Annotated in this window: 29 protein-coding genes and 1 tRNA gene; 6 read left to right on the forward strand and 24 right to left on the reverse strand. The window is 62.5% G+C overall.

Annotated elements, in window-relative coordinates:
- Nucleotides 1–18: 18 nt before the first annotated feature.
- From hisS to trmJ, 16 genes are all read right to left on the reverse strand, one after another.
- Nucleotides 19–1,308: a histidine--tRNA ligase gene (hisS, locus tag E8E91_RS01700; protein WP_280367315.1), complete on the reverse strand. Its 1,290-nt coding sequence runs from the start codon at nt 1,306–1,308 to the stop codon at nt 19–21.
- A gap of 14 nt (nt 1,309–1,322) precedes the next feature.
- A complete protein-coding gene (gene ispG, locus E8E91_RS01705; RefSeq protein ID WP_120652801.1) occupies nt 1,323–2,435 on the reverse strand; it encodes a flavodoxin-dependent (E)-4-hydroxy-3-methylbut-2-enyl-diphosphate synthase in 1,113 nt (370 codons plus the stop codon).
- Nucleotides 2,436–2,438: 3 nt separating this feature from the next.
- Nucleotides 2,439–3,545 (reverse strand): helix-turn-helix domain-containing protein, encoded by a 1,107-nt coding sequence (locus E8E91_RS01710; RefSeq protein ID WP_280374349.1) that lies wholly within the window; start codon nt 3,543–3,545, stop codon nt 2,439–2,441.
- The gene (gene pilW, locus E8E91_RS01715; RefSeq protein WP_280367311.1) at nt 3,542–4,300 is read right to left on the reverse strand and encodes a type IV pilus biogenesis/stability protein PilW; all 759 of its coding nucleotides are present in this window, start codon (nt 4,298–4,300) and stop codon (nt 3,542–3,544) included. The genes E8E91_RS01710 and pilW overlap by 4 nt, the downstream gene beginning before the upstream one ends.
- 13 nt (nt 4,301–4,313) lie before the next feature.
- Nucleotides 4,314–5,462: a 23S rRNA (adenine(2503)-C(2))-methyltransferase RlmN gene (gene rlmN, locus E8E91_RS01720; protein WP_190827294.1), complete on the reverse strand. Its 1,149-nt coding sequence runs from the start codon at nt 5,460–5,462 to the stop codon at nt 4,314–4,316.
- A 24-nt stretch (nt 5,463–5,486) separates the two neighbouring features.
- Nucleotides 5,487–5,918 carry a nucleoside-diphosphate kinase gene (gene ndk / locus E8E91_RS01725; RefSeq protein ID WP_280367306.1) on the reverse strand — a complete coding sequence of 144 codons (432 nt, stop codon included), beginning with the start codon at nt 5,916–5,918 and terminating at the stop codon, nt 5,487–5,489.
- 103 nt (nt 5,919–6,021) lie between these two features.
- Nucleotides 6,022–6,222 carry a Fe-S cluster assembly protein IscX gene (gene iscX / locus E8E91_RS01730; RefSeq protein ID WP_280374350.1) on the reverse strand — a complete coding sequence of 67 codons (201 nt, stop codon included), beginning with the start codon at nt 6,220–6,222 and terminating at the stop codon, nt 6,022–6,024.
- Nucleotides 6,223–6,380: 158 nt separating this feature from the next.
- Nucleotides 6,381–6,719: an ISC system 2Fe-2S type ferredoxin gene (gene fdx / locus E8E91_RS01735; protein ID WP_280374351.1), complete on the reverse strand. Its 339-nt coding sequence runs from the start codon at nt 6,717–6,719 to the stop codon at nt 6,381–6,383.
- A gap of 7 nt (nt 6,720–6,726) precedes the next feature.
- Nucleotides 6,727–8,586: a Fe-S protein assembly chaperone HscA gene (gene hscA, locus E8E91_RS01740; RefSeq protein ID WP_280374352.1), complete on the reverse strand. Its 1,860-nt coding sequence runs from the start codon at nt 8,584–8,586 to the stop codon at nt 6,727–6,729.
- A gap of 47 nt (nt 8,587–8,633) precedes the next feature.
- Nucleotides 8,634–9,155: a co-chaperone HscB gene (hscB, locus tag E8E91_RS01745; RefSeq protein ID WP_280374353.1), complete on the reverse strand. Its 522-nt coding sequence runs from the start codon at nt 9,153–9,155 to the stop codon at nt 8,634–8,636.
- A 7-nt stretch (nt 9,156–9,162) separates the two neighbouring features.
- Nucleotides 9,163–9,486, reverse strand: a complete 324-nt coding sequence (gene iscA, locus E8E91_RS01750) for an iron-sulfur cluster assembly protein IscA (protein WP_280367296.1) — start codon at nt 9,484–9,486, stop codon at nt 9,163–9,165.
- Nucleotides 9,487–9,511: 25 nt separating this feature from the next.
- Nucleotides 9,512–9,898 carry a Fe-S cluster assembly scaffold IscU gene (gene iscU / locus E8E91_RS01755; protein ID WP_151132043.1) on the reverse strand — a complete coding sequence of 129 codons (387 nt, stop codon included), beginning with the start codon at nt 9,896–9,898 and terminating at the stop codon, nt 9,512–9,514.
- Between the two features lie 30 nt (nt 9,899–9,928).
- Nucleotides 9,929–11,143 carry an IscS subfamily cysteine desulfurase gene (locus E8E91_RS01760; RefSeq protein ID WP_280374354.1) on the reverse strand — a complete coding sequence of 405 codons (1,215 nt, stop codon included), beginning with the start codon at nt 11,141–11,143 and terminating at the stop codon, nt 9,929–9,931.
- A 49-nt stretch (nt 11,144–11,192) separates the two neighbouring features.
- Nucleotides 11,193–11,690: a Fe-S cluster assembly transcriptional regulator IscR gene (iscR, locus tag E8E91_RS01765; protein ID WP_016491067.1), complete on the reverse strand. Its 498-nt coding sequence runs from the start codon at nt 11,688–11,690 to the stop codon at nt 11,193–11,195.
- Between the two features lie 187 nt (nt 11,691–11,877).
- Nucleotides 11,878–12,654 carry a serine O-acetyltransferase gene (gene cysE, locus E8E91_RS01770; protein WP_280374355.1) on the reverse strand — a complete coding sequence of 259 codons (777 nt, stop codon included), beginning with the start codon at nt 12,652–12,654 and terminating at the stop codon, nt 11,878–11,880.
- On the reverse strand, nt 12,654–13,427 hold the full coding sequence (gene trmJ, locus E8E91_RS01775) for a tRNA (cytosine(32)/uridine(32)-2'-O)-methyltransferase TrmJ (RefSeq protein ID WP_280374356.1): 774 nt from the start codon (nt 13,425–13,427) through the stop codon (nt 12,654–12,656). The genes cysE and trmJ overlap by 1 nt, the downstream gene beginning before the upstream one ends.
- Nucleotides 13,428–13,579: 152 nt before the next feature.
- Between trmJ and suhB the strand changes: the two genes are divergently transcribed.
- Nucleotides 13,580–14,395, forward strand: a complete 816-nt coding sequence (gene suhB / locus E8E91_RS01780) for an inositol-phosphate phosphatase (RefSeq protein WP_151132039.1) — start codon at nt 13,580–13,582, stop codon at nt 14,393–14,395.
- 63 nt (nt 14,396–14,458) lie between these two features.
- Here suhB and E8E91_RS01785 read toward each other — a convergent pair whose 3' ends face one another.
- The 6 genes from E8E91_RS01785 to queA form a co-directional block, all read right to left on the reverse strand.
- Complete coding sequence (locus tag E8E91_RS01785) at nt 14,459–15,040, reverse strand: glycine zipper 2TM domain-containing protein (RefSeq protein ID WP_280374357.1); 582 nt, start codon at nt 15,038–15,040, stop codon at nt 14,459–14,461.
- A 178-nt stretch (nt 15,041–15,218) separates the two neighbouring features.
- Nucleotides 15,219–16,133: a protein translocase subunit SecF gene (secF, locus tag E8E91_RS01790; protein WP_280374358.1), complete on the reverse strand. Its 915-nt coding sequence runs from the start codon at nt 16,131–16,133 to the stop codon at nt 15,219–15,221.
- Nucleotides 16,134–16,141: 8 nt separating this feature from the next.
- Nucleotides 16,142–18,004, reverse strand: a complete 1,863-nt coding sequence (gene secD, locus E8E91_RS01795; RefSeq protein ID WP_280374359.1) for a protein translocase subunit SecD — start codon at nt 18,002–18,004, stop codon at nt 16,142–16,144.
- A 62-nt stretch (nt 18,005–18,066) separates the two neighbouring features.
- On the reverse strand, nt 18,067–18,405 hold the full coding sequence (gene yajC / locus E8E91_RS01800) for a preprotein translocase subunit YajC (protein WP_280367281.1): 339 nt from the start codon (nt 18,403–18,405) through the stop codon (nt 18,067–18,069).
- A 55-nt stretch (nt 18,406–18,460) separates the two neighbouring features.
- On the reverse strand, nt 18,461–19,576 hold the full coding sequence (gene tgt, locus E8E91_RS01805; protein ID WP_280374437.1) for a tRNA guanosine(34) transglycosylase Tgt: 1,116 nt from the start codon (nt 19,574–19,576) through the stop codon (nt 18,461–18,463).
- A 14-nt stretch (nt 19,577–19,590) separates the two neighbouring features.
- Nucleotides 19,591–20,640: a tRNA preQ1(34) S-adenosylmethionine ribosyltransferase-isomerase QueA gene (gene queA / locus E8E91_RS01810; RefSeq protein ID WP_280374360.1), complete on the reverse strand. Its 1,050-nt coding sequence runs from the start codon at nt 20,638–20,640 to the stop codon at nt 19,591–19,593.
- A 109-nt stretch (nt 20,641–20,749) separates the two neighbouring features.
- Between queA and E8E91_RS01815 the strand changes: the two genes are divergently transcribed.
- The 3 genes from E8E91_RS01815 (at nt 20,750) to E8E91_RS01825 (ending at nt 22,066) form a co-directional block, all read left to right on the forward strand.
- A tRNA-Leu gene (locus E8E91_RS01815) sits at nt 20,750–20,835 on the forward strand.
- A 291-nt stretch (nt 20,836–21,126) separates the two neighbouring features.
- Nucleotides 21,127–21,339, forward strand: a complete 213-nt coding sequence (locus E8E91_RS01820; RefSeq protein ID WP_016491057.1) for a cold-shock protein — start codon at nt 21,127–21,129, stop codon at nt 21,337–21,339.
- 229 nt (nt 21,340–21,568) lie between these two features.
- Nucleotides 21,569–22,066 carry an RDD family protein gene (locus E8E91_RS01825; RefSeq protein WP_280374361.1) on the forward strand — a complete coding sequence of 166 codons (498 nt, stop codon included), beginning with the start codon at nt 21,569–21,571 and terminating at the stop codon, nt 22,064–22,066.
- 49 nt (nt 22,067–22,115) lie between these two features.
- On the opposite strand, the gene lptG is transcribed toward E8E91_RS01825, so the two are convergent.
- Together lptG and lptF are read right to left on the reverse strand one after the other, a co-directional pair.
- A complete protein-coding gene (gene lptG / locus E8E91_RS01830; protein ID WP_280374362.1) occupies nt 22,116–23,177 on the reverse strand; it encodes an LPS export ABC transporter permease LptG in 1,062 nt (353 codons plus the stop codon).
- Nucleotides 23,170–24,291 carry an LPS export ABC transporter permease LptF gene (gene lptF / locus E8E91_RS01835; protein ID WP_280367273.1) on the reverse strand — a complete coding sequence of 374 codons (1,122 nt, stop codon included), beginning with the start codon at nt 24,289–24,291 and terminating at the stop codon, nt 23,170–23,172. Before lptF ends, lptG begins: the two co-directional genes overlap by 8 nt.
- Before the next feature lie 142 nt (nt 24,292–24,433).
- On the opposite strand from lptF, the gene E8E91_RS01840 reads away from it, so the two are divergent.
- Entirely contained in the window at nt 24,434–25,921 is a 1,488-nt protein-coding gene (locus E8E91_RS01840; RefSeq protein WP_280374363.1) for a leucyl aminopeptidase, read from the forward strand.
- On the forward strand, nt 25,918–26,334 hold the full coding sequence (locus E8E91_RS01845; protein ID WP_280374364.1) for a DNA polymerase III subunit chi: 417 nt from the start codon (nt 25,918–25,920) through the stop codon (nt 26,332–26,334). The genes E8E91_RS01840 and E8E91_RS01845 overlap by 4 nt, the downstream gene beginning before the upstream one ends.
- The last annotated feature ends 12 nt before the right edge of the window (nt 26,335–26,346 follow it).

The raw sequence follows: 26,346 nt of genomic DNA on the forward strand, positions 1-26,346 counted from the left end.
CTCCTGATCTTTGAATGCTCAAGCCCGCTTCAAGCAGGCAGCGAGATGCTCAGCCAGAGCATCCCAGGCAATATTTTGTTGTTCGCTGTCGTCGCGAAGCGGCTTGCAACCTACCACGCGCTTGGCCAGTTCGTCGTCCCCCAGGATCAACGCGTACTGGGCGCCGCTCTTGTCGGCCTTCTTGAACTGACTCTTGAAGCTGCCGGCACCGGCATTGACCAGCAGGCGCAGGCCCGGAACCGCATCACGCAGTTGCTCGGAAAGGCCGAGGGCGGCCAGTTCGGCGGCTTCGCCGAAGGCGCAGATATAGACGTCGGCCGGGCTGTTCAGCTCATCCGGTACCAGGCCGAGGGTTTCCAGCAGCAGCACCAGGCGCTCGACACCCATGGCGTAGCCCACGCCCGGAGTCGGCTTGCCGCCGAACTGGGTGACCAGGCCGTCGTAGCGGCCACCGGCACAGACGGTGCCCTGGGAGCCGAGCTTGTCGGTCACCCACTCGAAGACGGTGCGGCTGTAGTAGTCCAGGCCACGCACCAGCTTCTGGTTGATTTCGTAGCGAATACCCACGGCATCCAGACGCGCCTTGAGGCCTTCGAAGTGGGCCAGGGACTCTTCATCCAGGTAGTCGTGGAGAGTCGGCGCATCCACCAACACAGCCTGGGTACCGCCGTCCTTGCTGTCGAGGATACGCAGCGGATTGGTGGTCAGGCGGCGCTGGCTATCTTCGTCCAGCAGGTCGTAACGATCCTGCAGGTAGGCGACCAGGGCATCGCGGTAACGGGCGCGAGCCTCGCTGGAACCCAGGCTGTTCAGCTGCAGGGTTACGGCGTCGGCCAGACCGAGCTTTTTCCACAGGCGCCAGGTGAGCACGATCAGCTCGGCGTCGATGTCCGGGCCAGGCAGGTTGAAGACTTCCACACCCATCTGATGGAACTGGCGGTAGCGCCCCTTCTGCGGCTTCTCGTAGCGGAACATGGGGCCGGCATACCACAGCTTCTGCACCTGGCCGCCACCGGTGAGGCCATGCTCCAGCACGGCGCGCACGCAGCCCGCAGTGCCTTCCGGGCGCATGGTCAGCGACTCTTCGTTGCGATCGAGGAAGGTGTACATCTCCTTGTCGACCACATCGGTACCTTCGCCGATACCGCGGGCGAACAGCTCGGTGAACTCGAGGATCGGTAGGCGGATTTCCTTGTAACCGTAGCTATCCAGCAAGTCGGCGACGGTGTTTTCCAGGTAACGCCAGGCGGGCGTCTGCTCCGGCAGGATGTCGTTCATGCCACGAATGGCTTGCAAGGTCTTGCTCACGTGGGTTCCTTGTTTCAGCTACGGGCGATCAGCGCCGCGTCAGCTTCGGCCTTTGCAGCCGCCTTTTCGCGGATGAGCCGTTCCAGCTCGTCCACCAGGTTGTCGTTGTTCAGCTTCTGCGCCGGCTTGCCGTCGATGTAGACCAGGTTGTTCGGGGTGCCGCCGGTCAGGCCGATATGGGCCTCCTTGGCTTCACCCGGACCGTTGACCACGCAGCCGATCACGGCCACGTCCATCGGTACCAGCAGGTCTTCGAGGCGCCCTTCCAGCTCGTTCATGGTCTTGACCACATCGAAGTTCTGCCGCGAGCAGCTCGGGCAGGCGATGAAGTTGATGCCACGGGAGCGCAGGTGCAGGGACTTGAGGATGTCGAAGCCGACCTTGACCTCTTCCACCGGATCCGCCGCCAGGGAGATACGAATGGTGTCGCCGATGCCTTCGGCGAGCAGCATGCCCAGACCCACCGCAGACTTCACGGTGCCGGATCGCAGGCCACCCGCTTCGGTGATGCCCAGGTGCAGCGGCTGCACGATTTGCTTGGCCAGCAGGCGGTAGGCTTCGACGGCCATGAACACGTCAGAGGCCTTTACGCTGACCTTGAAGTCCTGGAAGTCCAGCTTGTCGAGATGCTCCACATGGCGCAGTGCAGACTCGACCAGAGCCTGCGGCGTGGGCTCGCCGTATTTCTTCTGCAGGTCCTTCTCCAGCGAACCGGCGTTGACGCCGATGCGGATCGGGATGCCTTTGTCGCGCGCGGCATCGACCACCGCCCGGACGCGGTCTTCGCGGCCAATGTTGCCCGGGTTGATGCGCAGGCAGTCGACACCCAGTTCGGCGACGCGCAGGGCGATCTTGTAGTCGAAGTGGATGTCCGCCACCAGCGGCACCTGGACCTGCTGCTTGATGCGGCCGAACGCCTCGGCTGCGTCCATGTCCGGTACGGAGATGCGAACGATATCGACGCCGGCATCCACCAGGCGCTGGATCTGGCCCACAGTGGCGGCGACGTCGCAGGTATCAGTGTTGGTCATGCTCTGCACGGCGATGGGCGCATCGCCGCCCACCGGTACGGAGCCGACCCAGATTTTCCGCGAAACGCGGCGTTTGATCGGGGATTCGCAATGCATGGCTTATTGCCCCAACTTCAGGCGAGCGGTCTCGCCGCGAACATAAGGCGAAATGTCGACCGACTGGCCGTTGTAGCTGACTTGCGCGCCGCGGGCGAAGCCCAGGCGAACTTCCAACGGTGCCTTGCCGGCCAGCTCGACGCTGTCGCCGGTACGTTTGAGGGCGCTGACCAGTACCTTGCCGTCGGCATCGGTGACCTGGGTCCAGCAATTGGCGGTGAACTGGATACGCACCACGCCCTGGCCCTGCTGGGCTACCACGGGGACCGGGGCCTCGGTGGCAGGAGCCGGGGCGGTAGCGGGCGCGGCCGGAGCTACCGGAGCTACCGGCTGGGCGGCGGCAGGAACCACCGGAACTGCGGGAGCAGTAGCGGCCGGAGCAATGGGAGCGGTCGGTTGCGCAGCCGGTGCGGCAGGAGCGGCAATTGCCGGTACCTGGCCCGGTGCGGCCGGGGCCGTGGCGGCAGGCGCGGTCTCACCAGCCGGCGCAACAGGGGCAGCGCCTGCAGCGGCCTGCTGTTCCGGTTGAGCAGCCGTTTCCGGGGAAACTTCAGCCGGGGTCGGCGCGTCGCCTTCCTGGGCCTCGGCCACAGCCTGGTCTTCCGGCTCGTCGAGCGGGTGGATCTGGGTGGTGCCATCGGCACTTTCCACTTCCACATGCTCCATGTTCACGCTGGCCGCTTCTTCGTTGTTGCGGCTGGAATGCTCCTGCCACCAGAAGAAGCCGACAGCACCAAGGGCCACCAGGATGATGAAGCTGACGATACGCAGCACGCTCTGGGACAAGCGCACGGGCTCTTCGATGCGACCCAGGCTGTGCACATTGCTGCCCTTGGCATCGGTGCCGGTGTAATGGTCGAACTCGGCAACCAGAACAGCCTGGTCCATACCCAGCAGCTTGGCGTAGGCGCGCACGTAGCCGCGGGCGAAAGTGTGCCCCGGCAACTGCTCGAAATCACCCGCCTCGAGCTGACGCAGGGCCTGCTCGGTCAGGTTCAGGTGGCGGGCGACCTCGCCCAAGGACAAATCCTTGCTCTCACGGGCCTGACGCAGGGTTTCGCCCGGGTTGGCTCGGGTCGCCGCTACAGCTTCGGGATGCGACGCTTTCATCTTTGCTCCGACAGGTATTGCTGATATTCCGGCGTGCCGGGATAGAGTCGCTTGAGTTGCAGACCAAGGCTGGCAGCCTGGTTGCGGTCTTCGAATATGGTCGCCAGACGCGACCCGAGCAGCAGGCTTTGGGCGGTCTGCTCGGCAATCTGGGAATAGCGCTGGTAGTAGTCACGAGCCGGCACGTACTGCTTCTCGTCGAAAGACAGCTGGGCCATTTCCAGCAGCGCCTTGGGCTGCTGGCGATTCAGGCGCAGGGACTTTTCAAAGTGCTGCTTGGCCAGCGCCGGATTGTTCATCTTCAGCGCGGTCAGGCCGAGGTTCTCGAACACGCGCGAGCGCTCGGGATAGAGGTTGTCGTCTGTGGCTTGCTGGAAGCGGTCGTAGGCATCCTTATAACGGCCCTGCTCGTAGAGGAAGCTGCCGTAGTTGTTGAGGATGCGCGCATCGTTACGGGACGACAGGGCCTTGCGGTAGTGCTGGTCGGCCAGCTCCGGCTCCATCTCGGTCTGGAACACCAGGGCGAGGGCCGCGTTGGCGTCAGCATTGGACGGGTCCAGTTCAAGGGCCTTTTTCAGCGGCACCTTGGCACGCTCGGTGGCCCCTTGCTTCAGGTAGCCGATACCCAGCTCAATGTAGGCATCGCGTGCTGCATCACGACCCTTGTCGGTCTTCATCGGATCGACCTGACCGGTCGACACGCAGGCCGCGAGCAATGCGGTGGAAACGAGGAGCAGCGCAGCGCGCAGGGTCATGGGGTGTCCTTCTCTAGTTCCGGTTCGCGGCGTTGCTGGACGCCTCCGCTTCGGCATTCAGCTGGCGTACGGCGATGTAACGCTCGCTGCGGCGGGTACGGTCCATGACCTGGCCGACCAGCTGGCCACAGGCTGCATCGATATCGTCGCCGCGGGTGGTGCGGACGGTGACATTGTGCCCGGCCTTGTGCAACAGGTCCTGGAAGCGGCGGATCGCATTATTGCTCGGCCGCTCGTAACCCGAATGCGGGAAGGGGTTGAACGGAATCAGGTTGATCTTGCAGGGGAAGTCCTTGAGCAGCTCGATCATCTGGCTAGCGTGTTCGGGCTGGTCGTTGACGTCCTTGAGCAGGGTGTACTCGATGGTCAGCACGCGCTTCTCACCGAGACGGGAGATGTAGCGGCGGCAGGCATCGAGCACTACTTCGAGGGGGTACTTCTTGTTGATCGGCACCAGCTGGTTGCGCAGCGGATCGTTCGGCGCGTGCAGCGACAGCGCGAGGGAAACGTCGATCACCTCGCCCAGCTTGTCGATCATCGGCGCCACGCCCGAGGTGGACAGGGTCACCTTGCGCTTGGAAATGCCGTAACCGAGGTCGTCCATCATGATGTTCATGGCGGCGACGACGTTGTCGAAATTCAGCAGCGGCTCGCCCATGCCCATCATCACCACGTTGGTGATGGCACGGTCGATCTTCGCGGGAATGGTCCCGAAGGACTTGTTGGCGATCCACACCTGGCCGATCACTTCGGCGGCGGTGAGGTCGCTGTTGAAACCTTGCTTGCCCGTGGAGCAAAAGCTGCAGTCCAGGGCGCAACCGGCCTGGGACGAGACGCAGAGCGTGCCGCGACCACCTTGCGGGATGTACACGGTTTCGACGCAGCTGCCGGAGGCCACGCGGACCACCCATTTGCGGGTGCCATCGCTGGAGATGTCCTGGCTGACCACTTCCGGGCCGCGAATCTCGGCAGAGGCCTTGAGCTTGTCGCGCAAGGCCTTGCCGATATTGCTCATGGCGTCGAAATCATCGACGCCAAAGTGGTGAATCCACTTCATCACCTGACCGGCGCGGAAGCGTTTCTCCCCGATGGACTCGAAGAAGCTTTCCAGTTGCGGCTGGGTCAGACCCAGCAGGTTCACTTTACCGGTCGATTCAGTCATGGCTTCACCCTCTCCCAGTCGCGATTAGCGAATGCGAGCGCACACCTCGGTGGCGGCGAAGAAGTAGGAGATTTCGCGAGCAGCGGAAGCCTCGGAATCCGAACCGTGTACGGCGTTTTCGTCGATGGAAACAGCGTAATCGGCGCGGATGGTGCCAGCGTCGGCTTTCTTCGGATCGGTCGCGCCCATCAGTTCACGGTTCTTGGCAACGGCGTTCTCGCCTTCCAGAACCTGAACGACTACCGGACCGGAAGTCATGAAGGAAACCAGGTCTTTGAAGAAAGGACGCTCTTTGTGCTCAGCGTAGAAACCGCCAGCTTCGCGCTCGGACAGTTGAACCATCTTGGCGGCAACGACGCGCAGACCGGCCTTTTCGAAGCGGGTGACGATCTCGCCCACAACGTTCTTGGCAACGGCGTCCGGCTTGATGATGGAGAGAGTACGTTCGACAGCCATGGAAAAACTCCAGAAACAAGGATTAAAGCGAAAAATTAAACCCGCGAATTATACGCGGGTTAGGGGGAAATGCGTAGGGCCGTAGCCCAGGGGCAGAAGCCGGTCAGTCGGCTTCTTCGATCCAGGCGGCCTGGACGGCCTCCAGAACCTTCTCACCACCGCGCTGGGGATCGTCGGAGAATTCCGGCAGAGCCACGATCCAGTTGTGCAGATCGACGAAGTTCACGTAGCGCGGGTCGACGTCCGGCTTGGCTTCAGCAAGCTGGATGGCAATTTCCAGTACGTCAGTCCATTTAAGGCTCATGTTGCGCTCCAAAGGCGGTTTCGGGACTCGCGAGCCAGGCAGGGCAAAGCAGGCGAGGACGCGCAGTTTACAGATTCTAGCGAGCGGCGCTCAGCAGAGTTCGCCCTTGCGGGCGAGCCTCTGACGCAACCGACATGCGGCCGGCTTCGAACCGTGCCTCAGTGACCTTCCGACACCTGGTTGATGGTGTACTTCGGAATTTCCACCACCAGGTCTTCATCCGCAACCAGGGCCTGGCAGGACAGACGGGAATTAGGCTCCAGGCCCCAGGCCTTGTCGAGCATGTCGTCTTCCAGTTCGTCGGACGCTTCCAGCGAGTTGAAGCCCTCGCGCACCACCACGTGGCAGGTGGTACAGGCGCAGGACTTCTCGCAGGCGTGCTCGATGTCGATGCCGCTGCGCAGGGCGGCATCCAGGATGCTCTCGCCCGACTTCGCTTCGATCACAGCACCCTCGGGGCAATGCTCGGCGTGGGGCAGGATGATGATCTGCGGCATTTCTGGGTCAATCCTCGATTTCGTTGAGTCGGCGGCCGGACAGGGCTGCCTTGACGGCGGCATCCATACGACGCGCAGCAAAGGCATCAGTCACCTGGGACAGGCGCTTGATCTGGGCTTCGATGGCGGCGACATCACTGCCGATCGCCAGCTCGCGAAGGGTTTGCATGCTATCCAGGATCGCTGCGCGCTCGGCTTCATCCAGCAGGCGCTCGCCATCCACTTCCAGGGCGGCCTGGACAGCTTCCAGCAGGCGCTCGGCCTCGACCTGCTGCTCGCGCAGGGCACGGGCGTTCTTGTCTTCGCCGGCGTACTGGAAGGAATCCTGAAGCATGCGCGAGATTTCGCCATCGGTCAGGCCATAGGACGGCTTGACCTGGATGCTCGCCTCGACGCCAGAAGCGAGCTCGCGGGCGGTTACGCCCAGCAGGCCGTCCGCGTCCACCTGGAAGGTCACGCGAATCTTCGCCGCCCCTGCCACCATGGGCGGGATACCGCGCAGTTCGAAGCGTGCCAGGGAACGGCAATCCTTGATCAGCTCGCGCTCACCCTGGAGCACATGAATCATCATGGCCGTCTGGCCATCTTTGTAGGTGGTGAAGTCCTGGGCGCGCGCCACGGGAATTGTGGTGTTGCGCGGGATCACCTTCTCCATCAGCCCGCCCATGGTTTCCAGGCCGAGCGACAGAGGAATCACATCCAGAAGCAGCAGCTCTTCGCCGCGCTTGTTGCCGGCCAGGATATCGGCCTGTACGGCGGCGCCGATTGCCACTACCTGATCGGGATCGATATCGGTGAGGGGCTGACGACCGAACATTTCCGCGACGGCTTCACGCACGCGCGGCACACGAGTGGAACCACCCACCATGACCACGGCTTCGACCTCTTCCAGCTCGATGCCAGAATCACGCACCGCGCGGCGGCAGGCCTTGAGGCTACGCGCCACCATGGGTTCGATCAGCGCATCGAACTGCTCGCGAGTCAGCACGCCGCGCCAGTCGCCATAGACCAGTTCGACGCTATCGGTATCGGTCAGGGCCTCCTTGGCATCACAGGCAACGCGCAGCAGGCTGCGCTGAGCCCCCGGATCCAGATCGGCGGACAGGCCGGCCTGCTGCACCATCCAGCCAGCGATGGCGTGGTCGAAATCATCACCACCCAGGGCACTGTCGCCACCGGTGGCCATGACCTCGAAGACACCACGAGTCAGACGCAGGATGGAAATATCGAACGTGCCGCCACCCAGGTCGTAGATGGCGACAACGCCTTCGGCCTGCTTGTCCAGGCCGTATGCCACTGCGGCGGCGGTCGGTTCGTTGAGCAGGCGCAGGACGTTGAGGCCGGCAAGGCGAGCGGCGTCCTTGGTGGCCTGACGCTGGGCTTCATCGAAGTACGCCGGCACAGTGATCACCGCGCCGACCAGTTCGCCACCCAAGGTGTTTTCGGCGCGCTGGCGCAGGGTCTTGAGAATGTCAGCCGAGACTTCCACCGGGCTCTTGGCGCCCTGGACGGTCTCGATGAAGGGCATGTGCGATTCGCCACCGACGAAACGGTAAGGCAGTTGCTCACCCAGCTGCTTGACGTCTTCCAGGCCGCGCCCCATGAAGCGCTTGACCGAGATAATGGTGTTCAGCGGATCGCTGGAAGCGGCCTGCTTGGCACTGCGACCGACTTCGACACGGTCGGCGTGATAGCGGACCGCGGACGGCAGGATGACCTGGCCATCGGCATCCGGCAGGGGCTCGGCGACACCGCTGCGCACAGCGGCGACCAGCGAATTGGTGGTACCCAGGTCGATACCCACCGCCAGACGGCGCTGGTGCGGCTGAGGGCTCATCCCGGGTTCGGCGATCTGCAGTAGGGCCATGCTTGTCTTTTTATCAGGCGTACCGGCAACCAAGACGGCATCGCGGGTTAATCGTCGAGGCGCTCTTCCAGTTGGCGCACTTCTTGGTTCAGCTTGTCGAGGAACTGCATGCGGCGCACCAGACGCTCGGCATCTTCGCGGCGCTCAGCATCATCCCAGCACTCGCCAAACTCGACATCGAGCTCGGCCTGCGCAGCCTTGAGCCGGCGCTTGAAGGCAGCGACACCTTCCAGGTCGGCGCTGTCGTGCAACTCTTCCAGCTCTTCACGCCACTGCATCTGCTGCAGAAGGAACTGCGGGTCCTGCACCGTGACTTCGAGCGGAAGCTCGCGCCCTTTCAGGGCCAGCAGGTACAAGGCTCTCCGCGGCGCACTCTTCAGTGTCTGGTAGGCGTCGTTGAGCTGTGCCGCACGCTCCAGCGCCAAGCGCTGCTCGCGCTCGGAAGCATCAGCGAATCGGTCGGGATGGACGGTGCGCGCCAGCTCGCGATAACGCGTCGCAAGCTGGTCGAGATCCAGTCGATAACCCGGCTTCAGGTCAAACAGCGCAAAATGACAGGGAGTTCCCACACACGCCTCAGACGTTGAAGCTCTCGCCGCAGCCGCATTCGCCGCGCACGTTCGGGTTATTGAACTTGAAACCTTCGTTGAGCCCTTCGCGAACGAAGTCCAGCTCAGTGCCATCGAGGTAGGTCAGGCTCTTGGGATCGATGATCACCTTGACGCCATGACTCTCGAAGACCAGGTCTTCCCCGGTCACCTCATCGACAAACTCCAGCACGTAGGCGAGACCGGAGCAGCCAGTCGTACGCACCCCCAGACGGATACCTTCACCCTTGCCGCGTCCGTCGATGGAACGCTGCACGTGGCGGGCGGCGGATTCAGTCATGCTGATGGCCATTGCAACTCCTTACTCGTTCGAGCGCTTAGAGCAGACCCTTCTTCTGCTTGTAGTCGTGGACGGCCGCCTTGATGGCGTCCTCAGCCAGCACCGAGCAGTGGATCTTCACCGGCGGCAGGGCCAGTTCTTCGGCGATGGTGGTGTTCTTGATGGCAGCCGCCTCATCCAGGGTCTTGCCCTTCATCCACTCGGTGGCGAGGGAGCTGGAAGCAATGGCGGAACCGCAGCCGTAGGTCTTGAACTTGGCGTCTTCGATCACGCCTTGTTCGTTGACCTTTATCTGCAGGCGCATCACGTCGCCGCAGGCCGGGGCGCCGACCATGCCAGTACCCACATTCGGGTCCTGGGCGTCGAGCTTGCCCACGTTACGCGGGTTTTCGTAGTGGTCGATGACCTTGTCGCTGTAAGCCATGGTAACTATTCCTCACTCATCAGGGTGGCGTCAGTGCGCCTGCCATTCGACCTGGGAAAGGTCGACGCCCTCTTTATACATATCCCACAGCGGGGACAGTTCACGGAGCTTGCTGACCGCTTCGCGCACCTTGGCAGCGGCGTAGTCCACTTCTTCCTCGGTGGTGAAACGACCGAAGGTGAAGCGGATGGAGCTGTGCGCCAGCTCGTCGTTACGGCCCAGGGCGCGCAGCACGTAGGACGGCTCCAGAGAGGCCGAGGTGCAGGCGGAACCGGAGGAGACCGCGAGATCCTTGAGCGCCATGATCAGCGACTCGCCTTCGACGTAGTTGAAGCTGACGTTCAGATTGTGCGGTACGCGGGAAGTAGCGCTGCCGTTCAGGTAGAGCTCTTCCATGCCATCGATCTGAGCCCAGAAACGATCGGCCAGGGCCTTGATGCGCTTGTTCTCGCTGGCCATTTCCTGCTTGGCGATATGGAAGGCCTCGCCCATGCCGACGATCTGGTGAGTCGCCAGGGTACCGGAGCGCATGCCGCGCTCGTGGCCGCCGCCGTGCGTCTGGGCTTCCAGGCGTACGCGGGGCTTACGGCGAACGTAGAGGGCGCCAATGCCTTTCGGGCCATAGGTCTTGTGGGCGGAGAAGGACATCAGGTCGACCTTCAGCTTCTCCAGGTCGATTTCCACCTTGCCGGTGGACTGGGCTGCGTCGACGTGGAACAGGATGCCGCGGGCACGGGTCAGCTCACCGATGCCAGCGATATCGTTGACGGTGCCGATCTCGTTGTTCACGTGCATGACCGAAACCAGGATGGTGTCGTCACGCAGGGCCGCCTCGACCATGGCCGGAGTGATCAGGCCGTCTTCGCCCGGTTCCAGGTAGGTCACTTCGAAGCCTTCGCGCTCCAGCTGGCGGGTGGTGTCCAGCACCGCCTTGTGCTCGATCTTCGAGGTGATGATGTGCTTGCCCTTGCCGCTGTAGAAATGCGCAACACCCTTGATGGCCAGGTTGTCGGATTCGGTAGCGCCGGAAGTCCAGACGATTTCGCGCGGGTCGGCATTGACCAGCTCTGCCACCTGACGACGGGCATTCTCCACTGCCTCTTCGGCTTTCCAGCCGAACACGTGGGAACGCGAGGCCGGGTTGCCGAAGTTGCCGTCCACCAGCAGGCACTCGCTCATCTTCTGAGCGACGCGCGGGTCCACCGGCGTAGTGGCGGAGTAGTCGAGGTAAATCGGCAATTTCATCGGGGCTCTCCTATCAGGTATCGAGGCCAATCACGGGCCGGCGCCCTGCTCAATCGATGGCAGACGCTTCAATCTTATCGAGGTGCGGCATCCTGCCATTGCTTCCACAGCGGCGTTGATCCTGCCGCTGAGCGACCTCCTGGACCTCGCGACGGTTGACCAGATCGGCCAGACTGATGCCGCTGAGGAATTCGTGGATCTGCAGACTCAGATCGCACCACAGGTGGTGAGTGAGACAGGTGTCGCCGGAATGGCAATCGCCCAGGCCCTGGCAACGAGTGGCATCCACCGACTCGTTGACCGCATCGATTACCTGGGCAACGTGAATGCCATGCATGTCACGGGAAAGCTGGTAGCCACCACCCGGTCCGCGCACGCTGCTGACCAGATTGCCACGGCGGAGCTTGGCGAAAAGCTGCTCGAGGTAGGACAGGGAAATGCCCTGCCGCTCGGAAATATCTGCCAGAGACACCGGCCCGTGCTGCGCATGTAGCGCCAAGTCGAGCATGGCGGTGACGGCGTATCGGCCTTTGGTGGTCAGTCGCATGGTGGGTACCACGGGATCGCTGGAATGCAGCGAGTATGCGATTCCCGACTATTTAAGTCAACTATAAGCCTGATTAAAACAGTCGGGATTACATCTTGCAGGGGCGAGCATGATAGCAGAGGCACATCCCGTTAGCATCCTAATAATCCGACCTCAGCCCACTGGACCAAGGTCGAATAAGTGGGCCTCAGGCGACCGGCTTGCGCTCGTCGTCCTTCACCCCCGCGAAGTCCTCGTCGCGCAGCTCCGGGAGGGCCTTGGCGCAGTAATCACTGCCCAGCGCGGTGAGCGCTTTGCACATGCCGTCGAGGCGTTCGTCCACGGCCTGTACATGGTCCAGCAACTGGCCGATCGCACGTGCCACCGGGTCCGGCATGTCCTGGCCCAGACCGTAGGCATCGAAGCCGAAACGCTCGGCGATGGCCTGGCGTTTGGCTTCCTGTTCGGGATCGGCCTTGACGATGACTCGACCGGGAATACCCACCGCAGTAGCGCCTGCCGGCACCTCCTTGGTCACCACGGCGTTGGAGCCGATCTTGGCGCCAGCGCCAACGGTGAAGGGACCGAGCACCTTGGCCCCCGCCCCTACCACCACACCATCCTCCAGCGTCGGATGGCGCTTGCCCTGGTTCCAACTCGTGCCGCCGAGGGTCACACCCTGATAGAGAGTGACGTCATTGCCGATTTCGGCCGTTTCGCCGATGACGATGCCCATGCCGTGATCGATGAAGAAGCGACGACCGATCTTCGCTCCCGGATGGATCTCGATGCCGGTCAGCCAGCGACTGAAGTTGGAAACCAGCCGCGCCAGCCACTTCCAGCCTGCAGTCCAGAGAGCATGAGCCACGCGATGCAACCAGATGGCATGCAGGCCCGGGTAACACGTGAGCACCTCGAAGGCATTGCGCGCAGCCGGATCACGGTGGAATACGCTCTGAATGTCTTCTCGAATGCTGTCGAACATCACTTGTCACTCCGCTTGCTTATTTCTCCCCGCACGGCCTTCTGTGTCTCTGTGAGAACGCCGCGCAGGATGTTCATTTCCAGCTTGCTGATATTGGCTCGCCCATACAGACGACGCAGCCGGGACATCAAGTGCCGGGGCTTCTCCGGATCGAGGAAGCCGATTTCCACCAGAGTGCTCTCCAGGTGCTCGTAGTAACGCTCCAGCTCATCGACGGTCACCGGCTGGGCGTTGAGCATGGCGGTGGTTTCCACCTTTTCCACCTTGCTTGGCAGCCCTTCCAACTCCAGCCAGGCCATGCGCGCTTCGTAGACCAGTACCTGGACCGCGGCGGCCAGGTTCAGCGAGGAGAACTCCGGATTGGACGGGATATGCACGTGGTACTGGCAGCGCTGCAGCTCTTCGTTGGTCAGGCCGGCATATTCGCGACCGAACACCAGGGCGACTTCGCCCCCGGCCTGAGCCTGCTCTACCGAGGTCCTGCCGCACTCGCGCGGATCGAGCAGGGGCCAGGGAATTCGGCGATCACGAGCACTGGTGCCAACCACCAGACTGCACCCCACCAATGCATCTTCCAAGGTGGCGACCACCTGGGCAGCGTCAAGAATGTCGTCGGCACCGGAAGCACGGGCGCGCGCTTCGGGACTGGGAAAATCCAGGGGATCTACCAGCACCAGCTTCGACAGGCCCATGTTCTTCATGGCGCGAGCGGCACCACCGATATTGCCGGGATGGCTGGTATTGACCAGTACCACGCGAATGTTCTGCAGCAACGCTCTAGTCTCTCAGCGGAAGCTCTAAGGGAGCGGAATATTACCGGACGCCCCGACGCAACGCCACGAATCACGCAGCCTCCCCTGCCTGCTTCGAGCTTTTTCTGATATCATGTGCGGCTTTCTTCTTTAACGACCCAGGTGAACTCCCCATGCAGCCTATGCTGAATATCGCCCTGCGCGCCGCTCGCAGCGCCGGTGAACTGATTTTCCGCTCTATCGAGCGCCTGGACGTTATCTCCGTCAACGAGAAGGACGCCAAGGACTACGTCACCGAGGTCGATCGCGCCGCTGAGCTGTCCATCGTGCAGGCCCTGCGCAAGGCCTACCCGAACCACGGCATCCTCGGCGAGGAAGGCGGCCTGCTGGAAGGCAAGGGAGAAGGCGCCGACTACCTGTGGATCATCGATCCGCTGGATGGCACCACCAACTTCATCCGTGGCGTTCCGCACTTCGCCGTCAGCATCGCCTGCAAATACAAGGGTCGCCTGGAACACGCCGTAGTTCTGGATCCGGTTCGCCAGGAAGAGTTCACCGCCAGCCGCGGCCGTGGCGCCGCCCTCAACGGTCGCCGTCTGCGCGTCAGCCCGCGCAAGAGCCTGGAAGGCGCCCTGCTCGGCACCGGCTTCCCCTTCCGCGACAACCAGCTCGACAACCTCGACAGCTACCTGGGCATGTTCCGCAGCCTGGTCGGCCAGACCGCCGGCATCCGCCGCGCCGGCTCGGCCAGCCTGGACCTGGCCTATGTCGCGGCCGGCCGTTTCGACGCCTTCTGGGAATTCGGCCTGTCCGAGTGGGACATGGCAGCTGGCGCCCTGCTGGTTCAAGAAGCAGGCGGCCTGGTGAGCGACTTCACCGGCGGTCACGACTTCCTTGAAAAGGGTCACGTGGTAGCGGGCAACACCAAGTGCTTCAAGGCCGTGCTGACTGCCATCCAGCCGCACCTGCCGCCGTCGCTGAAGCGCTGATCGCGCTTCTCGCGACCACAAAAAACCCGGCCTTGGCCGGGTTTTTCGTTTTCTGGACGTTGCTTATTCCTGCACGCCCGCAACACCACCCTGAGGCTGGACAGCGCCCTGCTGACCAAGGATCAGCTGACCATCCTTGCTAACCGGGATCTGCCGGCCCGGATCGTGATCCATGCGCACCTGACCGACCTTGCCGTCGAGCTGGTACTTCACGTCATAGCCCACCAGCTTCTCGCTGGTATCGGTAACCGTTTTGCAGCGGGTTTCAGTGGTGGTGTAGGTGTCGCTTTCCTGCATGTGTTCCTGCACCTTGTTGCCGGCATAACCACCACCTACGGCACCTGCGACCGTGGCGATCTTCTTGCCGTTACCTCCACCAACCTGGTTACCCAGCAGACCACCCGCCACCGCACCCAGCACGGTACCGGCAATCTGATGCTGATCCTTGACCGGACGCTGGCGGGTCACCGCCACGTCATTGCAGACCTCGCGCGGGGTCTTCACGGTTTCATTGATCGGTTGGACAGCGAGCACTTCTGCATACTCCGGGCCGTTGTTACCTACCAGACTGTAGGTGGCCACGGCACCGCCGGCAGTCACGCCAACCGCACCCAAAACAGCACCGACGAGCATCGACTTGTTCACTTGAACCTCCTGACTCTTCCATCGCGGGCTTGCATGCCCTACTCCCTGCCTTGGATAGACGAAAAAACACCGAGTTCCCATGCCTATGGGAATATTCCGACAAATGGGACGTCAGTCTCACACATCAGAAACGACGAGGCCCGGCATTGCCGGGCCTCGCACATGGCGCTAGATCACCTCAGGGACGGTCGTCCACCTCGGCGGTATTCGCCGGCGGAATCAGGTCCTCGGAGGTCAGCTTCAGCCAGATCAGCACCGGGGCACTGATGTAGATGGAGGAGTAGGTACCCACCACCACACCGACCAACAGCGACAGAGCGAAGCCATGCAGACTGTCGCCGCCGAAGATCAGCAGAGCGAACAGCGCCAGAGCGGTCGACATCGAAGTCGCAATGGTCCGCAGCAGAGTCTGGGTGCAGGACACGTCGATGTTTTCGATCAAGTCCGCACGACGCAGCACACGGAAGTTCTCGCGGATACGGTCGAAGATGATGATGGTGTCGTTCAGCGAGTAGCCGATCATCGCCAGGACCGCCGCCAGGACGGTGAGGTCGAAGGGAATCTGGAAGAACGCCAGGATACCCAGGGTCACAACCACGTCGTGGACCAGCGAGGCAACTGCACCGACGCCGAACTTCCACTGGAAGCGGAAGGCCAGGTACAGCAGGATGCCGCCCAGGGCCAGCAGCATGGCCAGGCCACCCTGGTCACGCAGCTCCTCACCCACCTGCGGGCCAACGAACTCGACGCGCTTGAGTTCGAACTTGCTCTCGGCGTCGACCTTGCGCAGGGCTTCGGCGACCTTGTTGCCCAGTTGCGGGTCTTCGCCAGCCAGGCGTACCAGCACATCGGTGGAAGCGCCGAAGCTCTGCACCACGGCATCCGGATAGCCCACCTGACCCAGCTCCTGCTTGATCAGTTCGAGGTTCGCCGGTTTCTCGTAGGACAGCTCGATCAGGGTACCGCCAGTGAAGTCCAGGCCGAAGTTCAGACCCTTGGCGAACAGGCTGCCGATACCGATCAGGCTGATGATCACAGTAATGGCGAACGCAACGTTGCGTATCGCCATGAAACGGATGGTTGACTTGATCATGACAGGCCTCAAATCCACAGTTTCTTGAAGTTGCGGCCACCGAAGATCAGGTTGACCATGCCGCGGGTGAACATGATGGCGGTGAACATCGAGGTGATGATCCCGAGCGACATGGTCACGGCAAAGCCCTTGATCGGACCGGTGCCGAGGGCGAACAGGATGCCGCCCACCAGCAGGGTGGTGAGGTTACTGTCGACGATCGCGGTGTAGGCGCGATCGAAGCCTTCGTGAATCGCACGCTGAACCGACAGGCCATTGGCCAACTCCTCGCGAATCCGCGAGTAGATGAGCACGTTGGCGTCGACCGCCATACCCAGGGTCAGCACGATACCGGCGATACCCGGGAGGGTCAGGGTGGCCCCGATCACCGACATCAGGCCCACCAGCAGCACCAGGTTGAACGCCAGGGCGATGGTGGCCAGGAAGCCGAAGAAACGGTAGATGGCCATAATGAACAGCGACACGAAGACCATCGCCCACTCAGTGGATTCGATGCCCTTGATGATGTTCTCGGCGCCCAGGCTCGGACCGATGGTGCGTTCTTCGGCGAAGTACATCGGCGCAGCCAGGCCACCAGCGCGCAGCAGCAGGGCGAGTTCCGAGGACTCACCCTGGCCGTTCAGGCCGGTGATGCGGAACTGGCTGCCCAGCGGCGACTGGATGGTCGCCAGGCTGATGATCTTCTTCTCTTCCTTGAAGCTCTGCACCGCCACTTCTTTCTGGACGCCGTCGACGTCCTGAGTCACGTAGCGGGTAATCGGGCGCTGCTCGATGAAGATCACCGCCATGCTGCGACCCACGTTGTTGCGGGTGGCACGGCTCATCAGCTCGCCGCCGTGGCCATCGAGGCGGATGTTCACTTGCGGGCGACCGTTTTCGTCGTAGCTGGCCTGGGCGTCGGTCACCTGGTCACCGGTGATGATCAGGCTGCGCTCCAGCGGCACAGCCGGACGGCCCGGCTCACGGAATTCGAACGATTCGGTCGATGCCTTGCTGGCGGTAGCCTCGGCAGCCAGACGGAACTCCAGGTTGGCGGTCTTGCCGAGGATACGCTTGGCTTCGGCGGTGTCCTGCACGCCCGGCAGCTCGACCACGATGCGGTTGGCGCCCTGGCGCTGCACGATCGGCTCGGCCACACCCAGTTCGTTCACGCGGTTACGAACGGTGGTGAGGTTCTGCTTGATGGAGTATTCGCGGATCTCCGCCAGCTTGGCCTGGGTCAGGGCCAGTTGCAGGATCTGCTGATCACCACGCACGGAGGTGGTGATATCGAAGTCGTTGAAGCTCTTGCGGATCAGCGACTGAGCTTTGTCCAGGGATTCCTGGTCGGTGAAGCCGAGCTGGAAGCCGTTTTCCTGGGCCGGAAGGCTGCGGTAGCGGACACGCTCCTTGCGCAGCAGGGTACGAACTTCGCCTTCATAGATCTTCAGGCGCGCATCGACAGCCTTCTCCATGTCCACTTCCAGCAGGAAGTGCACACCACCAGAGAGGTCGAGACCCAGCTTCATCGGTGCGGCGCCGAGCTTGCGCAGCCAGTCCGGAGTGGTCGGGGCCAGGTTGAGTGCGACCACGTAGTCGTCACCAAGGGCCTTGCGCACCACATCCTTGGCCGGCAGCTGGTCACCCAGCTTGGTCAGACGGAGCAGGCCACCGGTTTGGCCGATGCTGGCGGATTTCAGTTCGATGCCGGCCTGCTTCAGCGCTTCGTTCGCCTTGTCCAGGTCCGATTGCTGGATCTTCAGCGCGGTACTGGTGCCGCTGATCTGGATCGCCGGATCGTCCGGATAGAGATTGGGTGCGGAATAGACCAGGCCGATCGCCAGCACCGCCAGGATCAGCAGATATTTCCACAGTGGGTACTTGTTGAGCATGACTCCGCCCGTTATGACGCGGGGCGCCTGTTGGCGCCCCGTCGGTGTTGATCCATGGATCCTTAGATGGCTTTCAGGGTGCCCTTCGGCAGGGTCGCCGCGATTGCCGCCTTCTGGAACTTCAGCTCTACGTTGTCGGACACTTCGACGACCACGAAGTCATCGGCGACCTTGGTGACCTTGCCGGCGATGCCGCCGGAGGTGACCACTTCGTCACCTTTCTGCAGGTTGCCGAGGAGGTTCTTGTGCTCCTTGGCGCGCTTGGCCTGGGGACGCCAGATCATCAGATAGAAGATGACCAGGAAACCGATCAGGAAAACCCACTCGAAGCCGGTACCGGCAGGGCCGGCAGCAGCCGGCGCAGCAGCGTCGGCGTAGGCGGCGGGAATCAGAAAGCTCATTTAGCACTCCTGTTGCGGAAATATGAAAAATCGACTCTGGAAAAATGCGGCTTTATCAGTCCAGGGGCGGAGTCGGTAGTCCGCGCTTGGCATAGAAGGCATCGACAAAGGCGGCCAATTTACCCTGTTGAATTGCCTCGCGCAAACCAGCCATCAGGCGCTGGTAATGCCGCAAGTTGTGGATTGTATTCAACATGCTGCCGAGCATTTCGCCGCATTTGTCCAGATGGTGCAGATAGGCGCGTGAGAAGTGTTTGCAGGTGTAACAGTCGCAGGTCGGGTCCAGCGTGGACTCGTCATGCTTATGCACCGAATTGCGGATTTTCAGTACGCCTGTGTCGATGAACAGGTGGCCATTTCGCGCGTTACGGGTCGGCATCACGCAGTCGAACATATCCACACCACGACGCACGCCTTCCACCAGGTCTTCCGGCTTGCCGACGCCCATCAGGTAGCGCGGCTTGTCCGCTGGCATCTGGCCGGGCAGGTAGTCCAGCACGCGAATCATCTCTTCCTTCGGCTCGCCCACGGAGAGACCACCGATGGCCAGACCATCGAAGCCGATCTCGCTGAGACCTTCCAGGGAGCGCATGCGCAGCTCCTCGTGCATGCCGCCCTGGACGATGCCAAAGAGCGCGGCGGTGCTTTCACCGTGGGCCACCTTGGAACGTTTGGCCCAACGCTGGGACAGTTCCATGGAGCGCTTGGCGACATCGAAGTCCGCCGGATAGGGCGTGCACTCGTCGAAGATCATCACGATGTCGGAACCCAGGTCGCGCTGGACCTGCATGGACTCTTCGGGCCCCATGAACACCTTGGCGCCGTCCACCGGAGAGGCGAAGGTCACGCCCTCTTCCTTGATCTTGCGCATGGCGCCCAGGCTGAACACCTGGAAGCCACCAGAGTCGGTGAGAATCGGGCCCTGCCACTGCATGAAGTCATGCAGGTCGCCATGGCGCTTGATCACCTCCATGCCCGGCCGCAGCCAGAGATGGAAGGTGTTGCCGAGGATGATCTGCGCACCGATGCCTTCGATATCGCGCGGCAGCATCCCCTTCACGGTGCCATAGGTTCCTACAGGCATGAAGGCGGGCGTCTCGACCACACCCCGGGGGAAGGTCAGCCGGCCGCGACGGGCCTTGCCGTCGGTGGCCAGCAACTCGAAGTTCATCCGGCAGGTGCGCGTCATGCTTGGTCCTCGGGTCCGCGCGGGGCGGGATTGCGGGTGATGAACATGGCATCACCGTAACTGAAGAATCGGTAGCCCTGCTCCACTGCGGCGGCGTATGCAGCCATGGTCTCCGGATAGCCGGCGAAGGCCGACACCAGCATCAGCAACGTGGACTCGGGCAGGTGAAAGTTGGTGACCAGGGCATCGACTACATGGAAGGGCCGGCCCGGGTACAGGAAAATGTCGGTGTCGCCGCTGAAGGCCTTGAGCTGGCCATCCCGCGCTGCGCTTTCCAGGGAACGCACACTGGTGGTGCCGACGGCAATGACTCGACCGCCACGAGCACGGCAGGCGGCCACGGCATCCACCACGTCCTGGCCCACTTCGAGCCATTCGTGGTGCATGTGGTGATCCTCGATGCGCTCTACCCGCACCGGCTGGAAAGTGCCGGCGCCGACATGCAGGGTGACGAAAGCACTCTCCACACCCTTGGCAGCGACAGCATCCAGCAGGGCCTGGTCGAAGTGCAGCCCGGCGGTGGGTGCTGCAACGGCGCCCGCGTGGCGGGCATAGACGGTCTGATAACGCTCGCGGTCGGCGTCTTCGTCGGGCCGGTCTATGTAGGGAGGCAGCGGCATATGCCCGACGCGCTCGAGCAGCGGCAGCACTTCCTCGGCGAACTTCAGTTCGAACAGGGCGTCATGCCGGGCAAGCATCTCGGCTTCGCCGCCGCCATCTATCAGCAGGGTCGAGCCCGGCTTGGGCGACTTGCTGGAGCGCACGTGCGCCAGTACGCGATGACTGTCCAGCACCCGTTCGACGAGTATTTCCAGCTTGCCGCCTGAGGCCTTCTGGCCAAACAGGCGCGCGGGAATCACTCGGGTGTTGTTGAACACCATCAGGTCGCCGGGGCGCAGGTACTCCAGCAGGTCGGCAAAATGGCGATGGCTCAGGGAACCGGTCTCGCCATCCAACACGAGAAGACGGCTGGCACGGCGCTCGGCCAGGGGATGACGGGCGATAAGAGCTTCAGGAAGCTCGAAGTGGAAGTCGGCTACGCGCATGGTGGGGGGTCGTATCGCAGGGGCGCAGATAGTACAGGAAATGCCCGTTCCTGACCACGAAGACGGATTGACCGGCCCAGAGCGCCTCCCTATACTGCGCCGCCATCGTGCCTCGGTGGCGGAATGGTAGACGCGGCGGATTCAAAATCCGTTTCTGGCGACAGAGTGAGAGTTCGAGTCTCTCCCGGGGCACCACGATATCTTCAAGCCTGACAAGGCTTCCTCCCGTATTTCCCTACCCGCCCCCAAGGCTATCTACCGCCTGTAAAGATTGGCCTAACGGGGATTGGCAATTCCTCAAAAACTACGTAGAGTTGGCCAACTGTGTTTGCATGGGTCGCTGTTGAATCGTGACCTGATGCGGTAGATCACCAGATCCGCTACATCCCGCTCGACTTCTCTTACCTCTTTGCAACCAGTTTCCAGCCCTTCTGCCGCGTCAGTGAACAGCAGGCTGTCATCAACTTCAGTTTCAAGGAAAAAGATATGTCGAATCGTCAAACCGGCACCGTCAAGTGGTTCAACGACGAGAAAGGTTTTGGTTTCATCACCCCGGAAAGCGGCCCGGATCTGTTCGTTCACTTCCGCGCTATCGAAGGCTCGGGCTTCCGTAGCCTGAAAGAAGGCCAGAAGGTTACCTTCGAAGCCGTACAAGGCCAGAAAGGCATGCAGGCTGACAAGGTTCAGGTAGTTAACTAATTACCTGAGCGTCGCCGAAAGCCCCTGATGGAAACATCAGGGGTTTTTTTATGCCCGCAGATCGACGAAACCTCCTACTCAAAGGCAACTACCGGATTCGCACGCGATACTTCATTGAAGTTCGCCTGCACCTGACGCGCTCAGGGAACGAAGCGCGTAATGCTCACTAACAGCTCCCTTCCCGTTCGACTGTTAGAATGGCGCGCCTTCCACACGCCAAGAGCCCGCAATGCCGAAACATCAGCTGCGCCCCCAGGGCGAATTCCCCACCGCCGGGCTGGTTCGCCGCTTCGCCGCGATCTTCTACGACTTCCTTCTCTGCGTCGCCCTGCTGATGGTGGTTACGCTGATCTACCAACAGGTAGTGCTGCGCCTCATCTACGGCGGCGAGCGACTGCGCCAGTTGGCCGACCAGGGCGCCCTCTCGGGCGATCCGCTGCTCTCCACGCTGCTGGTCTTCGCGCTGTTTGGCTTCTTCGCCAAGTTCTGGACCCACAACGGCCAGACCCTCGGCATGCAGGTCTGGGGCATCCGCGTACAGAACAAGGACGGCTCGGCCATCAGCCTGTGGCAAGCGCTGCTGCGTTTCGTGATCGCCATCGGCTCCTGGCTGGCGCTCGGCCTTGGCTTCTTCTGGAGCCTTTGGGACAAGCAGAAGCGCACCTGGCACGACATCTATTCCGAAACCCAGGTGGTCCGCATCCCCAAGGATGCACACAAAAAATGACCCACAAAAAAGCCGGCGAAAGCCGGCTTTTTCTTGCGTCGTTCAGGGATCAGCCCGCGCGTCTCAGCAACCAGACACCAGCCAGGGCGCAGACGCCTGCTGGCACCAGCACCGCGAACAGCGGCGAGAAGCCGAACACCAGGCTCGACGGCCCGAGCAAGTCCTGGCTAATGCGCACGACGAAGCCGATCACCACGCCAGTGAACACCCGCTGACCGAGGGTCACCGAACGCAGCGGACCAAAGATGAACGAAATCGCCATCAGCACCAGGGCGGCAGTCACCAGGGGCTGCAGAACCTTGGTCCAGAACGCCAGCCAGTAACGGCCGTTGTTCAGCCCCTGCTCCGCCAGATAGTGGGTGTAACGCCAGAGGCCGGAAATCGACAGCGCCTCGGGTTCCATGACTACGGTGCCGAGCAGCTCCGGCTTGAGCTCGACATCCCAGCGCTCGGTAACGCTATTGACCACTTCGGTGTGATCACCACGGAAATGGGTCGTGGTCACATCCTCCAGCTGCCAGTAGTCGCCTTGATACAGCGCGCGCTTGGCGAAACTGGCCGATTGCATGTGACGCTCACCATCGAAGTGGTAGCGGGTCACGCCATAGAGCACGCCGTTGGGTTGCACGGCGTTGATGTGGACGAACTCTTCACCCTGACGATGCCAGAGGCCGCGCTTGGAGCTCTGCGCATCCCCGCTGCCCTGGGCCAGGGAGCGATTGGCCTGGGCCAGGTTTTCGCTCCAGGGTGCGGCGTACTCGCCAATCAGCACACCCACCACCATCAGCACCAGCATGGGCTTCATCACCGCCCAGACGATGCGGCCAATGGATACGCCGGCGGCACGCATCACCGTCAGCTCGCTGCTGCTGGCGAGGGTGCCGAGACCGATCAGACTGCCGATCAGCGCCGCCATGGGCAGCATGTCGTAGACACGGCGCGGCAGGGTGAGGAAGACGTACCAGGCGGCAGCCAGCACGTCGTAGTCGCCGCCCACATCGCCCAGTTCGTCGATGAAGGCGAACAGCGCAGCGAGGCTGACGATGATCCCCAGCACCGCGAGGATGCCGAAGAACACGCTGGTGCCGATGTAACGATCCAACCTAACCATGGGCCACCTCACGGGCATCACGACGAGCCGCCCACTTCAGGCGCAGAGGCTCCCAGTACAACAACAACAGGCCGACGGAGAAGAACAGGCCGTGCACCCACCACAGGCCGACGGACATGGGGATACGCCCCTTGTCCAGCTGGCCACGCGCGGCGATCAGCAGGGCCAGATACGCCATATAAAGCAGGATCGCCGGCAGCAGCTTGAGGAAGCGGCCCTGGCGCGGATTGACCCTGGACAGCGGCACCGCGAGCAGGGTGACGACGAACACCAGCAACGGAATGGAGAGGCGCCACTGCAATTCGGATTGGTAGCGCGGGTCTTTGCTGCCGATCAGCTCGGACGTGGGCACCGCCTCGCGCTCGCCGATCTCGGAGCTGATTTCCGGCTTGGGCAGCAACACACCGTAGGTTTCGTACTGGATGATGCGGTAGTCCGCCTTGCCGGGATTGCCGTCGTAGCGGTAGCCATTCTTGAGGATCAGATAGCGGCTGCCGTCAGGCTGGATCTCCTGATGACCCTTCTCCGCCACCAGCACGCCAATGCCACGGTCCTTGCCGTCCTGCCGCGAAATGCGTTTCTCCGAGATGAACACACTGCCCAGCTCGCCACGGTCGGAGGACAGGGTTTCGGTGTAGGTCACCCGGCCACCCCCCTTGAGGGCCTGGAAGCGCCCAGGAACCAGGGTATCCAGCTCGGTCAGGGCGTCCTGCTCATTGAGAATGCGCGCCACCTGGGATACGCCCTGGGGCGCCAGGCCGAGGCTCAGCCAGGCCACCAGCAGCGCGACCAGCAATGCCGGCGCCAGGCTGTAGGCCATCAGGCGCTGCTGGCTCATGCCAGTTGCGCTCAGAACGGTCATTTCGCTTTCGAGGTAGAGCCGGCCATAGGCCAGCAGGAAACCGAGGAACAACCCGAGGGGAAGGATCAGCTGGAGGAAGCCGGGAATCCGGAATCCCATGATCAGGAACAGCACGCCGGGGTCCAGGGCTCCCTGTGCGGCCTGCGCCAGATACTTGATGAAACGGCCGCTCATGATGATCACCAGCAGCACGGCACTGACCGCGCTCAGGGTAACCAGAACCTCGCGGGAGAGATAACGGAAGACAATCAAACCAGACACTCCAGGGTTGTCAGGCTCAGGCGGCTACGCTCAAACTAGCCGCTTTATGGCCAGCCCGCCGTTCTGACGGGCCACTGAAAAAATAGCCGGCATTATCCTGCAATCCCGGCTCTTTGTCTTGGGGACACATGTCATGGAATTCCTTGTCAAAAGCGCCCGTCTGGAAACCCTGAAAACCGCCACGCTGGTCGTCGCCGTCGGCGAAGGACGCAAGCTCGGCGCGGCCGCCCAGGCCGTAGACGCTGCAGCTGGCGGTGCCATTACCACCCTGCTCAAGCGCGGCGACCTGGCCGGCAAAGTGGGCCAGACCCTGCTCCTGCACAGCCTCCCCAACCTCAAGGCCGAACGCGTGCTACTGGTGGGCAGCGGCAAGGAGCGCGAGCTCTCTGACCGCCAATTCCGCAAAATGATCGCCGCCGTGAACGGCGTGCTGAAAGGCCTCGGTGGCAGCGACGCCATCCTGGCCCTGTCCGAGCTCGCCGTGAAAGGCCGCGACGCTTATGGCAAGGCCCGCCTGATGGTGGAAACCCTGGCCGACGGCGCCTACGTCTTCGACCGCTTCAAGAGCCAGAAGGCCGATCCCAAGGCCCTGAAGAAAGTCACCCTGCTGGTGGAAAAGGCCGACCAGGCCGACGTCGAGCGCGGCAGCCTGCACGCCCAGGCAATCGCCAACGGCATGGCCTTTACCCGCGACCTCGGCAACCTCCCGCCGAACCTCTGCCACCCGAGCTTCATCGCCGAAGAAGCCAAGGCCATGGCCAAGGCGCACAAGAACCTCAAGGTCGAGGTGCTGGACGAGAAGAAACTCAAGGAACTGGGTGCCGGCGCCTTCCTCGCCGTGGCCCAGGGCAGCGAGCAGCCGCCGCGGATGATTGTGCTCAGCTACCAGGGCGGCAAGAAGGACGACAAACCCTTCGCGCTGGTCGGCAAGGGCATCACCTTCGACACCGGCGGCATCAGCATCAAGCCGGCTGCCGGCATGGACGAGATGAAGTACGACATGTGCGGCGCCGCCAGCGTGCTCGGCACCTTCCGCGCCGTGCTCGAGCTGCAGCTGCCGATCAACCTGGTGGGCCTGCTGGCCTGCGCCGAGAACATGCCCAGTGGTGGCGCCACCCGTCCGGGCGACATCGTCACCACCATGAGCGGCCAGACCGTCGAGATCCTCAACACAGACGCCGAAGGCCGCCTGGTCCTGTGCGACACCCTGACCTACGCCGAACGCTTCAAGCCCCAGGCTGTGATCGACATCGCCACCCTTACCGGCGCGTGCATCGTCGCCCTGGGCAGCAATACCTCGGGCCTGATGGGCAACAATGACGCGCTGGTGAAGCAGATCCTCAAGGCCGGTGAATACGCCGACGACCGCGCTTGGCAGCTGCCGCTGTTCGACGAGTATCAGGAGCAGCTGGACAGCCCCTTCGCCGACATCGCCAATATCGGCGGTCCGAAGGCAGGCACCATTACCGCCGGCTGCTTCCTGTCGCGCTTCGCCAAGAAGTTCCACTGGGCGCACCTGGACATCGCCGGCACCGCCTGGGTCAGCGGCGGCAAGGATAAAGGCGCCACTGGCCGTCCGGTGCCGCTGCTCACCCAGTACCTGCTGGACCGCATCAAGTGAGGATAGAGTTCTACGTACTCTCGTCGGCCAACCCGGCGGACCGCCTGCGCGCGGCCTGCCAGTTGGCCGCGAAGGGCTGGCGGCATGGGCTGCCAGTCCTGTTGCGCTGTACCGATGCCGCCCAGCGCGATGAGCTGAACGAGCTGCTCTGGCGGTTCCGTGCCGAAAGCTTCATCCCCCACAGCCTCATCGACGACGACGCCAACGCCCCGGTAGTGCTGGCCCTGGACGAAGCGCCGGCCACCCAGCAGGGTCTGCTGATCAACCTCGCCTCGACCATATCCCCCCACGTCGACCGTTTCAGCCGAGTCATCGAGATCGTCAACCAGGAACCTGCCCTGCTTGCCGCCTGCCGGGAGAATTTCCGCAGCTACCGGCAGCGGGGCTATGATCCGAAACGAGTCGAACTCTAGCCGTAGCCGTAC

This window comes from Pseudomonas sp. BN515 (assembly GCF_029873155.1).
Taxonomy (GTDB): Bacteria; Pseudomonadota; Gammaproteobacteria; order Pseudomonadales; family Pseudomonadaceae; genus Metapseudomonas.

What these genes read in the sequence shown, in the direction of transcription:
- ispG (WP_120652801.1), bottom strand. Translation starts at nt 2,435, where the DNA reads ATGCATTGCGAATCCCCGATCAAACGCCGCGTTTCGCGGAAAATCTGG.
- E8E91_RS01710 (WP_280374349.1), bottom strand. Translation starts at nt 3,545, where the DNA reads ATGAAAGCGTCGCATCCCGAAGCTGTAGCGGCGACCCGAGCCAACCCG.
- pilW (WP_280367311.1), bottom strand. Translation starts at nt 4,300, where the DNA reads ATGACCCTGCGCGCTGCGCTGCTCCTCGTTTCCACCGCATTGCTCGCG.
- rlmN (WP_190827294.1), bottom strand. Translation starts at nt 5,462, where the DNA reads ATGACTGAATCGACCGGTAAAGTGAACCTGCTGGGTCTGACCCAGCCG.
- ndk (WP_280367306.1), bottom strand. Translation starts at nt 5,918, where the DNA reads ATGGCTGTCGAACGTACTCTCTCCATCATCAAGCCGGACGCCGTTGCC.
- iscX (WP_280374350.1), bottom strand. Translation starts at nt 6,222, where the DNA reads ATGAGCCTTAAATGGACTGACGTACTGGAAATTGCCATCCAGCTTGCT.
- fdx (WP_280374351.1), bottom strand. Translation starts at nt 6,719, where the DNA reads ATGCCGCAGATCATCATCCTGCCCCACGCCGAGCATTGCCCCGAGGGT.
- hscA (WP_280374352.1), bottom strand. Translation starts at nt 8,586, where the DNA reads ATGGCCCTACTGCAGATCGCCGAACCCGGGATGAGCCCTCAGCCGCAC.
- iscA (WP_280367296.1), bottom strand. Translation starts at nt 9,486, where the DNA reads ATGGCCATCAGCATGACTGAATCCGCCGCCCGCCACGTGCAGCGTTCC.
- iscU (WP_151132043.1), bottom strand. Translation starts at nt 9,898, where the DNA reads ATGGCTTACAGCGACAAGGTCATCGACCACTACGAAAACCCGCGTAAC.
- E8E91_RS01760 (WP_280374354.1), bottom strand. Translation starts at nt 11,143, where the DNA reads ATGAAATTGCCGATTTACCTCGACTACTCCGCCACTACGCCGGTGGAC.
- iscR (WP_016491067.1), bottom strand. Translation starts at nt 11,690, where the DNA reads ATGCGACTGACCACCAAAGGCCGATACGCCGTCACCGCCATGCTCGAC.
- cysE (WP_280374355.1), bottom strand. Translation starts at nt 12,654, where the DNA reads ATGTTCGACAGCATTCGAGAAGACATTCAGAGCGTATTCCACCGTGAT.
- suhB (WP_151132039.1), top strand. Translation starts at nt 13,580, where the DNA reads ATGCAGCCTATGCTGAATATCGCCCTGCGCGCCGCTCGCAGCGCCGGT.
- secF (WP_280374358.1), bottom strand. Translation starts at nt 16,133, where the DNA reads ATGATCAAGTCAACCATCCGTTTCATGGCGATACGCAACGTTGCGTTC.
- secD (WP_280374359.1), bottom strand. Translation starts at nt 18,004, where the DNA reads ATGCTCAACAAGTACCCACTGTGGAAATATCTGCTGATCCTGGCGGTG.
- yajC (WP_280367281.1), bottom strand. Translation starts at nt 18,405, where the DNA reads ATGAGCTTTCTGATTCCCGCCGCCTACGCCGACGCTGCTGCGCCGGCT.
- tgt (WP_280374437.1), bottom strand. Translation starts at nt 19,576, where the DNA reads ATGAACTTCGAGTTGCTGGCCACCGACGGCAAGGCCCGTCGCGGCCGG.
- queA (WP_280374360.1), bottom strand. Translation starts at nt 20,640, where the DNA reads ATGCGCGTAGCCGACTTCCACTTCGAGCTTCCTGAAGCTCTTATCGCC.
- E8E91_RS01820 (WP_016491057.1), top strand. Translation starts at nt 21,127, where the DNA reads ATGTCGAATCGTCAAACCGGCACCGTCAAGTGGTTCAACGACGAGAAA.
- E8E91_RS01825 (WP_280374361.1), top strand. Translation starts at nt 21,569, where the DNA reads ATGCCGAAACATCAGCTGCGCCCCCAGGGCGAATTCCCCACCGCCGGG.
- lptG (WP_280374362.1), bottom strand. Translation starts at nt 23,177, where the DNA reads ATGGTTAGGTTGGATCGTTACATCGGCACCAGCGTGTTCTTCGGCATC.
- E8E91_RS01840 (WP_280374363.1), top strand. Translation starts at nt 24,434, where the DNA reads ATGGAATTCCTTGTCAAAAGCGCCCGTCTGGAAACCCTGAAAACCGCC.